Genomic DNA, 11,921 nt, shown 5'->3' with positions numbered 1-11,921 from the left:
AAGGTTTTTCTGTATGCTTGTGTGGGAGAATAAATGTATGTCGCAGTTTGTGGCAAATTAAGGATGAGTTCCGTACAATATATACAATTACTGTAGGGAGGTTTACCACATGACAAAAAAACGTCATCTGTTCACATCTGAGTCTGTAACTGAAGGACATCCAGATAAAATTTGTGACCAAATTTCTGATTCAATTTTAGATGCGATCTTATCAAAGGACGCAAATGCACGTGTAGCTTGTGAAACAACTGTAACAACTGGTTTAGTATTGGTAGCGGGGGAAATTACGACTTCTACTTATGTAGATATTCCGAAAATCGTTCGTGAAACAATTCAAGGCATTGGTTACACACGCGCAAAATATGGATTCGATGCAGAAACTTGTGCAGTTTTAACATCTATCGATGAGCAATCTGCTGACATCGCTATGGGTGTTGACCAAGCGCTAGAAGCACGCGAAGGTCTAATGACTGACGCTGAGATTGAGGCAATTGGTGCGGGAGACCAAGGTTTAATGTTTGGCTTCGCATGTAATGAAACACAAGAATTAATGCCACTTCCAATCTCGCTTGCTCACAAATTAGCTCGCCGTTTAACTGAAGTACGTAAAGATGACACATTATCATACTTACGCCCGGATGGAAAAACGCAAGTTACAGTTGAGTATGATGAAAATGGTAAACCTGTACGTGTGGATACAATTGTAATTTCTACACAACATCATCCAGATGTTACATGGGAAGAAATCGATCGCGATTTAAAAGAGCATGTAATTAAAGCTGTAGTTCCAGCTGAATTAATGGATGGAGAAACGAAATTCTTCATTAACCCAACTGGCCGCTTCGTAATTGGTGGACCACAAGGTGATGCTGGTTTAACAGGACGTAAAATCATCGTTGATACTTACGGTGGATACGCTCGCCATGGCGGTGGTGCATTCTCTGGTAAAGATGCAACGAAAGTTGACCGTTCTGCAGCATATGCAGCTCGTTATGTTGCGAAAAACATCGTAGCAGCTGGTCTTGCTGACAAAGCAGAAGTACAACTTGCATACGCAATTGGCGTAGCGCAACCAGTATCAATTTCAGTTGATACATTTGGCACTGGTAAAGTATCTGAAGACGTACTAGTAGAACTAGTTCGTAACAACTTCGATCTTCGCCCAGCTGGTATTATTAAAATGCTAGACTTACGTCGCCCAATTTACAAACAAACAGCAGCTTACGGCCACTTCGGACGTACTGATGTAGATCTTTCATGGGAACGTACAGACAAAGCAGCTACTTTAAAAGAGCAAGCTGGTCTATAATATATGAAAAAAAGCTTTGCGCGGTGAGCGCAAAGCTTTTTTTATTTGGTTTTATCCCGCATTAACGAGCAGTAAGCCTCCCACCTCAAAATTCGGCTGTAAAGCAAAAAAGTTAGGTAGGAGGCTAACTGCCCGTAAAAGCCCGATTGGTTTAACTAATAATCAGTGGGGAAGAACAAAACCCCCACTGATTAAAGTTTCACTTTATTTACTACTTGAATGCATGAACTGCAATAAACTTCGCCGTCTAGCTCAATATACTTTCTCATATTTGTCATACCACTTGCCGGAAATGGCATATGAATCCATGCTTTTTCATGCGTTTGTATTTCCTTTTCACATACTTTACAAAGGATTGGTTTCTTACGGAACATAGACGGTCACCCTTTCAGTTGACGCGCTTTTCCTGCGCAAAAAGCACTGCTCAGTAAAAATAGCGTTGCGAATATAATACTCACTAATGTAGCGTATGGAATTGCGCCTTTTAAAGAAAAGCCGACAGTGATGGAAGCAACAAATAAGAGAATGAATGTTGTTGTTAATTTTTTATAAAGTTCCATAGTGTGTGAACCTCCAAATTCTTTTATAATGTAAGTTTTAAAATAAAATCTACTATGTAGAAAATATAAGGGGAGTTAAAGAGTAGCTAATGATGTGAAGTCTAGGAGTATAAAAAAAAATATTTTCCTTTTTGTGGGTGTATATACTTATATTGTATCATGATGCATCGTTGGCTTCATACATAATTGTGTAAAGATATGTATGATAAAATGAAGAAAAGTCTTTAAGAAAGGAAAGATAAAAAATGAGCGTAACTGAACATAAAAAACAAGCTCCAAAAGAAGCGCGTTGCAAGATCGTGACGATTTCCGATACACGTACGGAAGAGACGGATAAGAGCGGACAACTATTACATGAATTATTAAAAGAAGCAGGACATACAGTGACTGCCTATGAAATTGTAAAAGATGATAAAGAGAGCATTCAGCAAGCGGTGTTAGCTGGTTATCATAGGGAAGATGTTGATGTTATATTAACAAATGGCGGAACTGGTATTACGAAACGTGATGTAACGATTGAAGCTGTGTCGGTGTTATTAGATAAAGAAATTGTCGGATTTGGTGAGTTGTTCCGCATGATTAGTTATTTAGAAGATATCGGAAGTAGTGCGATGTTAAGTAGGGCAATTGGTGGTACAATTGGGCGTAAAGTTGTCTTTTCAATGCCGGGATCTAGCGGAGCTGTTCGTCTTGCGATGAATAAATTGATTTTGCCTGAATTAGGTCACATTACATTTGAGCTGCACCGCCAATGAAAAGGTGTGCTGGAATTGTATTGGCAGGAGGTATGTCGAGCCGATTTGGAGAGCCGAAAGCATTAGCCATTTGGAAGGGAACTACTTTTGTAGAGCATATTGTGAAAGTAATGGAAAGTATTTTGCGAGATGTTGTTGTTATTAGTCATTCTGATATAAAAGAGCGAGTAGAACAATTCGTACAAGTTCCTGTTATAGAAGATATTCCGCATTATAAAGGAAATGGACCACTTGCTGGAATTGTATCAGGGATGGAATACATAGATTCAGATTGGTATATTATCATGCCTTGTGATGCACCGAATGTTTCAAATGAGTGGATTACCATTTTATTAGAGCAAACGAGCGATGAGTATGATGCGATTGTTCCTATAATTGAAGGTAGAAAACAGCCGCTACTTGCAGCGTATCATAAACGTGTAAAAGGGAAAATTGAGAAACTGCTTAAGGAAGAAAAAAGAAGCATGGGGCAGCTTTTATCACAATGTAATGCGAAATATGTTGCTGGAGAAGATGTACAAGCGAATGCGGATTGGTTTATGAATGTGAATACGAAAGAAGAATATGTGCAGGCTCAAAAAAACCTTTCAAATGAATGAAAGGTTTTTTGATATACAGAATTGGGGAACAATTGCTGTATAAAGGTATGTGAGTAAGCTGATTTTAAGGGGAATTTCTTAAAATCATTATACAGTAGTAAAAAAACTGTATAACCATATATTAATTTTTATGGGTTTTTATTACAAGTCTGTTTAGTTATGTTTATTTTTGTTATAATGAATATAGAAATAAAGTGATATTTAACCTTGTTTATCATTTATTAAACTAAAATTTGTGACCGTGTAATAAACTCCCTTCATTTTTTTGAAGGGAGTTTTTGTGTTTAAGCGAGTAATTCTGATGCGGTGTACTGAAGGACTGTTTCATATTGATTAAGTAAGCCACGGAAGATCTCATCCCAGCTTTTTGATTTGGCATAAGACGAAGCCGCTATGCCCATTTGTATAAGCTGGTCTTCATTTTGCATTAAAGAATAAATGGAGGATAGAAATGAATCCGCATTTTTGGGCGGACAAAGAACTCCCGTTTTTCCATCTGTAATAATATTTTTAACCCCGCCACTATTCGCACCAATAACAGGTGTACCGCACGCAAGTGATTCAAGTACAACATTTCCGAATGTTTCAGTAGCTGATGGAAATACCATTATGTTAGAACAAGTATATGCTTCAGCTAAATCCTCACCTTGTAAATAGCCAGTAAAGGTGACATTTGTTTTCGGAACCGCTTCATACAAATTTGTTGCTAGAGGACCGTCTCCGGCGATGAGCCAATGAATGTCGCTTCGAGTATGCGTCGTTTTAACGATAAGGTCTTGCAGCGTATCAATATCTTTTTCAGGAGCAATCCGCCCAACATAGGAAAGGACATACTTCGCTGTAATATTATATTTTTTTCGGAATAGGTCTGTATTGTAAGCTGGATGAAAGAGGGTGCAATCTACACCACGTCCCCAAATATAGAGCTGTTGAAATCCTTTTTTCTTTAATTGATGTAATGTTTCAGGAGAAGGAACAAAGTTTTTTTGCATATGACTATGAAACCACCTTAAATAGTTCCATAGCATATTGGAGAGAAATTCGATTTTGTAATAGCGTAAATAGGCGTCAAAATCAGTATGATAAGAACCAACAACTGGGATATTTAACTTTTTGGCATAATATAACCCACAAAGTCCCATATTGAAAGGCGTAGCGATGTGAATGATATCAGGTTTAAAGGCAAGAAGTTCCCGCTTAATGCGCGGAGTAGGAAAGGCAAAGCGACATTCTGGATATAATATTGTTAACGGGATACTTCTCATTTTGTTCACATTCGCTACGAAATTATCTTCTGCCGTATGCTGAGGGGCGAAAACAGAATAGGCGATATTTTCTTTTTGAAAATATTTAGTTAAACGTTCCAAAGTTTTCGCCACACCGTTGACTTGTGGTGTAAATGTATCGGTAAATATGGCGACTCTCATCATATCGCTCCTTTACATGAGTGGAATGAGTTGATAAAAAGAGATGATGCCAGAGCAAGTGCCAAGGCACATGCCTACAAATACATCTGACGGATAATGAAGCCCTAAATAAATACGGGAAATACCGACGCATAGTGCTAGCGGAATTAGAAACATAAGTAAGCTTGGGTTGTAGCAAACAAATGGAACGAAAACAGAGAAAACAGCTGTTGTATGACCAGATGGAAAAGAATGATCTTTTAACGGATGTACTGGATATTTCGCATCTTGAATTGTTAAATAAGGGCGTTTTCGTGGATACCATCTTTTTAATATTTGCACAGGAATATGGCTAATTGTTAAAGAAATAGCAGTTGCAATTGCAGCTTGATGCAAATTCCCTATTGCGAAAATTAAAAAGAATAGGGTAAGTGCAATGGAAAAACTTGCACCACCGATATGGGTAATATTGCTGAAAAAGATGTTTAATGTTTTTTGATCAAAGTAGCGATTAATTCCTTTGAAAATGTAACATTCTATTTTATATAGTCCACTGACCTTCATGAGATTTTTCCTCCCTCATTTACATATATATGGAGTTATTAACTTCTATTTTAATAAGATTTTATTGAGGGAATAATAATGTTTTGTAAAGAAAAAGTTAGGTTTTTTCATAAAGTGAAAGTATAATCAGTGGGGGTTTTGTTCATCCCCCACTGATTATTAGCCCTCACCAATCGGGCGTTTACGGGCAGTTGATCTCCCACCTAACTTCTTTGCTCCATCCGAATTTTGAGGTGGGAGTTTTACTGCCCGTTAATGCGGGGTAAAAAAAGCTGCCATAAGACTGGCAGCGATAAAATCATTTTTGTAACGATTTATAATATTGTCCTTTTTCAACGTATTGTGTGCGGATACGTTCCATATCTTTACGGTCTTCTTCTGTTAATTCGCGAATGACCTTCGCAGGACGACCGAAAGCTAACGTATTAGGAGGAATTTTCTTTCCTTGTGAAACGAGACTACCAGCACCGACGAAAGCTCCTTCACCAATTTCAGCACCATCTAATATAATAGAACCCATTCCAATTAAAGCATCTTTTTTAATATGACAGCTATGTAAAATAACTTGATGCCCAACTGTAACGTCGTCTTCTAAAATAAGAGGATACTGCGGGCTTTGGTGAAGTGTACATTGGTCTTGTACATTTACCCGGTCTCCAATTATTGTTGGTGAAACATCGCCGCGTATGACTGTATTAAACCAAATACTTGATTCTTCGCCAATGGAAACATCGCCTGTAATGGTAACGTAGTCAGCGATAAAAGCACTACTCGCAATTTTCGGATTTTTTTCTTTGTAAGGATATATCATGTAAAGCCTTCCTTTCCTAGAGACTAGTTTTAGTGTATCAAATTATGAAAAAGAGTGAAATGGAGGAGTTTCGTATGTGGAACTATGAAGCGGAAGAAGCGAAAGCCGTCATTATTATCGTACATGGTGCTATGGAATATCACGGGCGTTATGAAGCAGTTGCAGAAATGTGGAATCATATCGGTTATCACGTCGTTATGGGCGATCTTCCAGCACACGGAACAACTTCAAGAAATAGAGGACATATCGACTCATTTGATGAATACATAAAGGAAATAAAGTTATGGGTGAAAGAAGCAAGAAAATATAGATTGCCTATTTTTTTATTTGGGCATAGTATGGGAGGACTTGTCGTTATTCGTATGATGCAAGAAACGAAAAGAGAGGACATAGATGGGATTGTACTAAGCTCGCCTTGTTTAGGAGTATTAGCTGCACCCTCCGCTCCGCTTCGTGCTGCTTCAAAAATATTAAATATCGTTGCCCCGAAATTGCAATTTGCAACAAATCTCACTGTAGAAATGTCAACTCGCAATCATGAAGTGAGGGATGCGATGGAGAATGATTCATTGTTCTTGCGTAAAGTATCAGTGCGTTGGTATAGTGAATTAATTAAGTCTATCGAGATTGCTCATGAGAAAATAGATGATTTTCCAGATGTTCCGCTCTTGCTAATGCAGGCATGTGAGGATAAACTTGTAGATAAAACACGTGTCCGCACATGGTTTGATAATGTTAAAATTAGTGATAAGGCATATAAGGAATGGCCTAATTGTTATCATGAGTTATTAAATGAGTATGAGCGTGATGAAATTTTGAATTATATTCAGTCATTTACTGAAATACGTGTCAATAATATAGTAGAAACAAACAAATAAATTATTATTTGTACATTTAATAGAGGAGATGAAGGAAGAAGTGAACGTACCGAGTAATCCCATAACGCTCATGGCCAAAGTATACCGTGATGTGTTTCCGGTTGTACACCATGAGCTAGCGATGTGGAAAGAGCGTGCCTACCATATTCCGAATGACGAGCTTCATAGTCAAGCGATCGCAAGTATTGAAAATAAAACGTTTCATTGCGAGGGCGGTGGTATTTTAGCGCTGCTAGCAAATGAACATCGTGAGGAATGTATTCGTTTTATTGTAGCGTATCAAACTATTAGCGACTACTTAGATAATTTATGTGATCGTAGTACATCACTTGACCCGAAAGACTTTGCGGCTCTTCATGAGTCGATGGTAATGGCATTAAGTCCTGAAGTTGAAGGAGGCGGTAACTATTATCGTTATCGTGATGATCAAGATGATGGTGGTTATTTAGATGAGCTTGTTGAAACATGTCAGGATGTTTTAAAGAAAACGAAGCATTATGACAAAATTGCTCCAATTCTTCATGAACTTGCTTGTTATTATTGTGATTTGCAAATTCATAAACACGTGAAGTTAGAAGAAAGAGAACCACGCTTAAAAACATGGTTTGAAGCGCATAAAGAAAACTTACCACCGATGAGTTGGTTTGAGTTTTCAGCATGTGCAGGTTCTACGCTTGGAATTTTCTGTCTTGTAGCATATGCATTTCATGATGAGTTACATGAAGAAGATATTGTGAAAATTAGACAAGGATACTTTCCTTACGTACAAGGACTTCACATTTTACTTGATTATTTCATCGATCAAGAAGAAGACCGTATCGGCGGAGATTTGAATTTCTGTAGTTATTATGAAAACGAGCAAGCCATATTAGATCGTATGAAACATTTTGTAGAAGAAGCAGAGAAGAGCATTGGTGATTTGCCTCATGCGAAGTTTCATCGTCTCATAAGCCGAGGATTACTTGGTATTTATTTATCAGATCAAAAAGTATCAGCACAAAAGAATATGAACAAAATGGCACGGCGCATTGTAAAATACGGAGGGCTCACTTCACGATTCTTCTACTGGAACGGGAAGATGTACCGAAAGAAAATGGCGCAGTGAAGAAGAAAACCACTCATATAGAGTGGTTTTCTTTTTATCCCGCATTAACGGGCAGTAAGACTCCCACCTCAAAATTCGGCGAATACGAATACGAATACGAATACGAATGCGAAGGAGTTAGGTGGGAGGTCAACTGCCCGTAAAAGCCCGATTGGTGAGGGCTAATAATCAGTGGGAGATGGACAAAACCCCCACTGATTAAAGTTTCACTTTATTATGATCGTATTTTGGAAAATACGTATATGAGAAGTTCAATTGTGAAAATAACTAAAACAGATAGTCCGAATAAAGGCATGATAGCGCCTAGTACAACCATAATGATGATGAAAGCGAATAAGCTCTTCTTATCTTTTTGCTTTGGAGGTGCTGCTAACTTTCCTTTCGGTTTTCTTGCTAACCACATTTTTACTCCGTAATAGATGAGAAGTAATAAAGATAACGTCGTTAGTAAGCATAATATTTTATTAGGCCATCCGAATAAATGTCCTTCATGAAGCGGGATACCGTAAGAGAACCACTTTGCAAATAATCCGTAGTCACGATAGTCCGTTTTTGAAATAAGTTCCCCGCTATACTGATCGAAATAAGCAGTAATTTCTTCATTCGGTGCTACGTGCATGCCTGTAATACCAGAGCCGCTCGATTTTGAAACAGTGAATACACCTTTTGGATCAGCTGGCAGTGAGATAACATATGGCTTCTTTATTTGAACGCCTTTTTGTAACTCATCAACTGAGATTGCTTTTGGCTCATTTGAGTTAGATTCAGGAGGATTTTCTTGCCTTGTTGCCCATGGTAATTCCTTAAACTTTGATTCAGGTGCTGATATATACAATTTCGGATAACCGAGTGATTCATTGGACGTAGCAATCGTATAAATTTGCTTCCCCATAAAAGCAGACCAAGGTAATCCTGTTACGACTAAAAGAACGAGAGGAATTGTAAATATAATACCAATTAATGAATGACGTTTTTTTGCTCGTTCCCGCTTATTGGATGGTGGTGTGTTTTTAAATTGGCGTATGCTCATATACAAACCAGTTACAATTAAAAAGATTGTCCAGCACGCAGCGAGTTCCACTAAATAGTTGACAATAGTGCCGCCGACTAAGAGGGAGCTATGCAATTCCCGCATAATATTGGCAAACGTTTCACTTGCGTTTTGATCTCCGACAATTTGATTATTGCTATCTAAATACACATATTTTTGCATTCCTGTATATTCATTTGCAATGGTAAGCCTAGTATTATAATCCCCATTAAACTCACTAATTTTCGCCACACTATAATGTGGATATTTTTTCTCTGTTAATGAAATAGAATCAGACATCGAAATAGATTCTGTTTGGGCGCTCTTCCCAAAATATAGATCTTTATAAATGAAATCTTCAACTTCTTCCCGAAATAAATACCCAATTCCGCTTAGTGACAAAGTAATAAGAAGCGGCGTAATAAAAAGCCCAGCATAAAAATGCCATCGCCAAAAAATATAATGAAGCGAACGATTTTGTTTCATACTTCAGTTCCCCTAACCTTCCCTATATGAATAAACTACTTATTTAATATAGCGAGATTAAGTGTGGATACTTTGAAGGAATTGTGAAAAAAGTTAAAAGTTTTGGGGATTTTCATCAAACATAAAACACATTTCAAAAGGGATGTGTTTTATGCTTATGAAGATCTCTTTGTATTTGATAAATACATTTTAATAACTGCCTCAGCAAGACATTGAGAGGAATCGACAAAGTCTTCACTCGCCACAACGTTCAAATCGGTACATGCGATAATAGCGGTATCTACTTCATCTTTCAACTGTAAAATGAGCACGCTCCATAATTTGCGAGCTTCTTCAACTTCTCCGCCTTTAATACAAGTAATAATTTGATTAATCATTTCCTGCCATTTTTCATTATGAATGTATTCTATATTACGTTTTTTAATCCTGTCTTGGTAAATACCCGCTTGAACAGTCGCTTCTGTTGCGAGAAGAGCGACTTTTTTTGCAGTTTCAGGAATTGCTTTTAACGTCTCATCGACTATATTTAAAATAGGAATAGAAATAGAATGCTGTAATTCTTCAAAATAAAGATGCGCCGTATTGCAAGGCATAGCGATAAAGCTTACGCCAGTACTTTCAAGTTTTTGTGCCCCTTCTATAATCGATTTTTTCATCGCTGCATGATCAATAGGACGATCCATGTAAAACGGTGTTGGGCACGAATAAATCATCATATGAGGAAAATCCATATCATGCTTTGCTCCGTATATTGTTTGGCACCCTGCTACAACTGTATCGACGAATGGACCGGTTGATTTTGGTCCCATTCCTGCTAGTATTCCAATCATTGTTTAGTCCCCTTTAATATGTAATTAAAAACGTTTTTTGCGAACGATAAAAAGAAATAAAGTAAGTAATAAAAATGAATAGACGATAGCCCAAGCTGTGAGCCATAGAGTGTGAGTAAGTATATTATATTTGTATTGTCCAAGCATTAGAAAGCTTTCGACAGGTGGAAAAATCCATAGTATCTCTTTTTTAAACCGGATGGAGGCGATCGTTATAAGTAATATAAATGTAAGGATAAGCCAAGCGGTGTTTGCTTTTTGAATAATATTTCTTGTAAATAATGTTGCAATTGAAATCCCTATTATAGATAAAGACATATGAGCGAGAAATCCGACTAGAAGTAAAGAGGCTGTCATTTTTTCATTGAACATTTGCAAGATAATTGGATAGATTACGGATATAAAAGATAAAACAGTACAAATGAGAAGAGCCGTAATATATTTGCCGACGTATAATGCTGAAATATTATTTGTATGTGAAATAGTGATTTGTTCTTGCACAAGGTCTTCAGTATGAAAAATCGTGACTGTAATCCAAGCAAACAGTAAATAAAGTGCGAGTGCTGTTTCTAAATAAGTTGATACAATAGGAGTCGGTTTATATGCATATACAAAAAGTAAGCTTACAAAGTACATCGCAATAGGAGGTACGTACTTATACGATTTTGTGTAGTCGAGAAAATGGTAACGAATAAGCGCAAACATAATAAACCTTCTTTCGATTTAAAAATTAGGTTGTAGCAGTGTGATAGATGCTTTTTTATGTAATAAAAACTGAAGCATTTCGTTTGTATACTCTTTTTCGATTTGTAATTGAATGAGGTTTTGATTTGAATTGTGTGTAACGTGTATACATCCTGATTGTTTTTGTAGTTCTATCGCTGAAAATGTTTCGTGAACGATTGCCTCAATATAGACCTGTTCTGTTGATTTTTGCACAGAGGTATCTTCCGCAATTGTATGATTTGCTAACGTCACAATTCTATCGGCGAAGTTTTCTAGTAGTTGTTTTTCGTGACATGTGAAGAGTATAGATATGCCTTGTTGTTTTAATGAGAGTAAAATATGCTCTAGTTCTTGCTGCGAGTTAGGATCGAGACCAGAAAGAGGTTCATCCAAAATTAATAAATGGACGTCTGTAAGTAATGCTTGCATAATGCCTGTTTTTTGTTTCATTCCTTTTGAAAAGTTTCGTACAACGGAATGCCTTGCATGATGTAAGTGAAAAGATTCAAGGAGCATCGGAATTTTATCTTTTAAATATTTTGTTGGTAAACCGTGAATGTGGCCGAGATGATATAAATAATCTTCTAATGTAAAACGAATCCCTTCAGGAAAATGTTCAGGTACATAGCCAATTTGTATATGTTCCGTTCTTTGAAGTGTTCCTGCTGTAGGTGAAATAAATCCTGCAATTATTTTGAGTAAAGTACTTTTTCCAGTCCCGTTCCCACCAATAATAGCGAGTGCTTCTCCTTCAGGAATAGATAAATCGATGTTGTCTAGTATAAGTGATTTGCCATACTTCTTTTGAATTGCCCTTAGTTCTACTAGCAAAGTTCTATCCTTCTTTCTTCAAATATTGTAT

At 37.1% G+C, this 11,921-nt stretch carries 14 protein-coding genes; 5 read left to right on the top strand and 9 right to left on the bottom strand.

Going from position 1 to position 11,921, the window contains the following annotated elements:
* The first annotated feature begins 109 nt into the window (after nucleotides 1-109).
* Nucleotides 110-1,309, top strand: a complete 1,200-nt coding sequence (gene metK / locus BWGOE10_RS23755) for a methionine adenosyltransferase (RefSeq protein WP_070145212.1) — start codon at nucleotides 110-112, stop codon at nucleotides 1,307-1,309.
* A 191-nt stretch (nucleotides 1,310-1,500) separates the two neighbouring features.
* Here metK and BWGOE10_RS23750 read toward each other — a convergent pair whose 3' ends face one another.
* Both BWGOE10_RS23750 and BWGOE10_RS23745 read right to left on the bottom strand, forming a co-directional pair.
* Nucleotides 1,501-1,683, bottom strand: a complete 183-nt coding sequence (locus BWGOE10_RS23750; protein WP_070145211.1) for a hypothetical protein — start codon at nucleotides 1,681-1,683, stop codon at nucleotides 1,501-1,503.
* A gap of 6 nt (nucleotides 1,684-1,689) precedes the next feature.
* Nucleotides 1,690-1,869, bottom strand: coding sequence for a hypothetical protein (locus BWGOE10_RS23745; RefSeq protein ID WP_002067722.1), 180 nt, complete (start codon nucleotides 1,867-1,869; stop codon nucleotides 1,690-1,692).
* 245 nt (nucleotides 1,870-2,114) lie between these two features.
* On the opposite strand from BWGOE10_RS23745, the gene BWGOE10_RS23740 reads away from it, so the two are divergent.
* Both BWGOE10_RS23740 and BWGOE10_RS23735 read left to right on the top strand, forming a co-directional pair.
* Entirely contained in the window at nucleotides 2,115-2,624 is a 510-nt protein-coding gene (locus tag BWGOE10_RS23740) for a molybdenum cofactor biosynthesis protein B (RefSeq protein ID WP_070145210.1), read from the top strand.
* Nucleotides 2,621-3,223 (top strand): molybdenum cofactor guanylyltransferase, encoded by a 603-nt coding sequence (locus BWGOE10_RS23735; RefSeq protein ID WP_070145209.1) that lies wholly within the window; start codon nucleotides 2,621-2,623, stop codon nucleotides 3,221-3,223. The genes BWGOE10_RS23740 and BWGOE10_RS23735 overlap by 4 nt, the downstream gene beginning before the upstream one ends.
* 284 nt (nucleotides 3,224-3,507) lie before the next feature.
* Here BWGOE10_RS23735 and BWGOE10_RS23730 read toward each other — a convergent pair whose 3' ends face one another.
* The 3 genes from BWGOE10_RS23730 to BWGOE10_RS23720 form a co-directional block, all read right to left on the bottom strand.
* Nucleotides 3,508-4,650, bottom strand: a complete 1,143-nt coding sequence (locus tag BWGOE10_RS23730) for a glycosyltransferase family 4 protein (protein WP_070145208.1) — start codon at nucleotides 4,648-4,650, stop codon at nucleotides 3,508-3,510.
* Nucleotides 4,651-4,662: 12 nt separating this feature from the next.
* Nucleotides 4,663-5,193, bottom strand: coding sequence for a phosphatase PAP2 family protein (locus BWGOE10_RS23725; RefSeq protein ID WP_070145207.1), 531 nt, complete (start codon nucleotides 5,191-5,193; stop codon nucleotides 4,663-4,665).
* Nucleotides 5,194-5,491: 298 nt separating this feature from the next.
* Nucleotides 5,492-6,004 (bottom strand): gamma carbonic anhydrase family protein, encoded by a 513-nt coding sequence (locus BWGOE10_RS23720; protein WP_070145206.1) that lies wholly within the window; start codon nucleotides 6,002-6,004, stop codon nucleotides 5,492-5,494.
* A gap of 74 nt (nucleotides 6,005-6,078) precedes the next feature.
* Here BWGOE10_RS23720 and BWGOE10_RS23715 point away from each other — a divergent pair, with 74 nt between their 5' ends.
* Complete coding sequence (locus BWGOE10_RS23715; RefSeq protein ID WP_070145205.1) at nucleotides 6,079-6,882, top strand: alpha/beta hydrolase; 804 nt, start codon at nucleotides 6,079-6,081, stop codon at nucleotides 6,880-6,882.
* A 40-nt stretch (nucleotides 6,883-6,922) separates the two neighbouring features.
* A complete protein-coding gene (locus BWGOE10_RS23710; RefSeq protein ID WP_002138728.1) occupies nucleotides 6,923-7,987 on the top strand; it encodes a tetraprenyl-beta-curcumene synthase family protein in 1,065 nt (354 codons plus the stop codon).
* Nucleotides 7,988-8,201: 214 nt separating this feature from the next.
* On the opposite strand, the gene BWGOE10_RS23705 is transcribed toward BWGOE10_RS23710, so the two are convergent.
* The 4 genes from BWGOE10_RS23705 to BWGOE10_RS23690 form a co-directional block, all read right to left on the bottom strand.
* Complete coding sequence (locus BWGOE10_RS23705) at nucleotides 8,202-9,503, bottom strand: PepSY-associated TM helix domain-containing protein (RefSeq protein WP_070145204.1); 1,302 nt, start codon at nucleotides 9,501-9,503, stop codon at nucleotides 8,202-8,204.
* A gap of 155 nt (nucleotides 9,504-9,658) precedes the next feature.
* Nucleotides 9,659-10,333, bottom strand: coding sequence for an aspartate/glutamate racemase family protein (locus BWGOE10_RS23700; RefSeq protein ID WP_070145203.1), 675 nt, complete (start codon nucleotides 10,331-10,333; stop codon nucleotides 9,659-9,661).
* A gap of 24 nt (nucleotides 10,334-10,357) precedes the next feature.
* Nucleotides 10,358-11,038, bottom strand: a complete 681-nt coding sequence (locus BWGOE10_RS23695) for an ABC transporter permease (protein ID WP_070145202.1) — start codon at nucleotides 11,036-11,038, stop codon at nucleotides 10,358-10,360.
* Between the two features lie 18 nt (nucleotides 11,039-11,056).
* On the bottom strand, nucleotides 11,057-11,890 hold the full coding sequence (locus tag BWGOE10_RS23690; protein ID WP_070145201.1) for an ABC transporter ATP-binding protein: 834 nt from the start codon (nucleotides 11,888-11,890) through the stop codon (nucleotides 11,057-11,059).
* Nucleotides 11,891-11,921 lie beyond the last annotated feature (31 nt).

Origin of the sequence: Bacillus mycoides (genome assembly GCF_001757995.1) — a bacterium.
In the GTDB taxonomy this organism is placed as follows: Bacteria; Bacillota; Bacilli; order Bacillales; family Bacillaceae_G; genus Bacillus_A; species Bacillus_A mycoides_B.
The sequence above is the reverse complement of the archived record's forward strand: the minus strand, read 5'-3'. Positions and strand labels throughout refer to the sequence as shown.

What these genes read in the sequence shown, in the direction of transcription:
- metK (WP_070145212.1), top strand. Translation starts at nt 110, where the DNA reads ATGACAAAAAAACGTCATCTGTTCACATCTGAGTCTGTAACTGAAGGA.
- BWGOE10_RS23750 (WP_070145211.1), bottom strand. Translation starts at nt 1,683, where the DNA reads ATGTTCCGTAAGAAACCAATCCTTTGTAAAGTATGTGAAAAGGAAATA.
- BWGOE10_RS23745 (WP_002067722.1), bottom strand. Translation starts at nt 1,869, where the DNA reads ATGGAACTTTATAAAAAATTAACAACAACATTCATTCTCTTATTTGTT.
- BWGOE10_RS23740 (WP_070145210.1), top strand. Translation starts at nt 2,115, where the DNA reads ATGAGCGTAACTGAACATAAAAAACAAGCTCCAAAAGAAGCGCGTTGC.
- BWGOE10_RS23735 (WP_070145209.1), top strand. Translation starts at nt 2,621, where the DNA reads ATGAAAAGGTGTGCTGGAATTGTATTGGCAGGAGGTATGTCGAGCCGA.
- BWGOE10_RS23730 (WP_070145208.1), bottom strand. Translation starts at nt 4,650, where the DNA reads ATGAGAGTCGCCATATTTACCGATACATTTACACCACAAGTCAACGGT.
- BWGOE10_RS23725 (WP_070145207.1), bottom strand. Translation starts at nt 5,193, where the DNA reads ATGAAGGTCAGTGGACTATATAAAATAGAATGTTACATTTTCAAAGGA.
- BWGOE10_RS23720 (WP_070145206.1), bottom strand. Translation starts at nt 6,004, where the DNA reads ATGATATATCCTTACAAAGAAAAAAATCCGAAAATTGCGAGTAGTGCT.
- BWGOE10_RS23715 (WP_070145205.1), top strand. Translation starts at nt 6,079, where the DNA reads ATGTGGAACTATGAAGCGGAAGAAGCGAAAGCCGTCATTATTATCGTA.
- BWGOE10_RS23705 (WP_070145204.1), bottom strand. Translation starts at nt 9,503, where the DNA reads ATGAAACAAAATCGTTCGCTTCATTATATTTTTTGGCGATGGCATTTT.
- BWGOE10_RS23700 (WP_070145203.1), bottom strand. Translation starts at nt 10,333, where the DNA reads ATGATTGGAATACTAGCAGGAATGGGACCAAAATCAACCGGTCCATTC.
- BWGOE10_RS23695 (WP_070145202.1), bottom strand. Translation starts at nt 11,038, where the DNA reads ATGTTTGCGCTTATTCGTTACCATTTTCTCGACTACACAAAATCGTAT.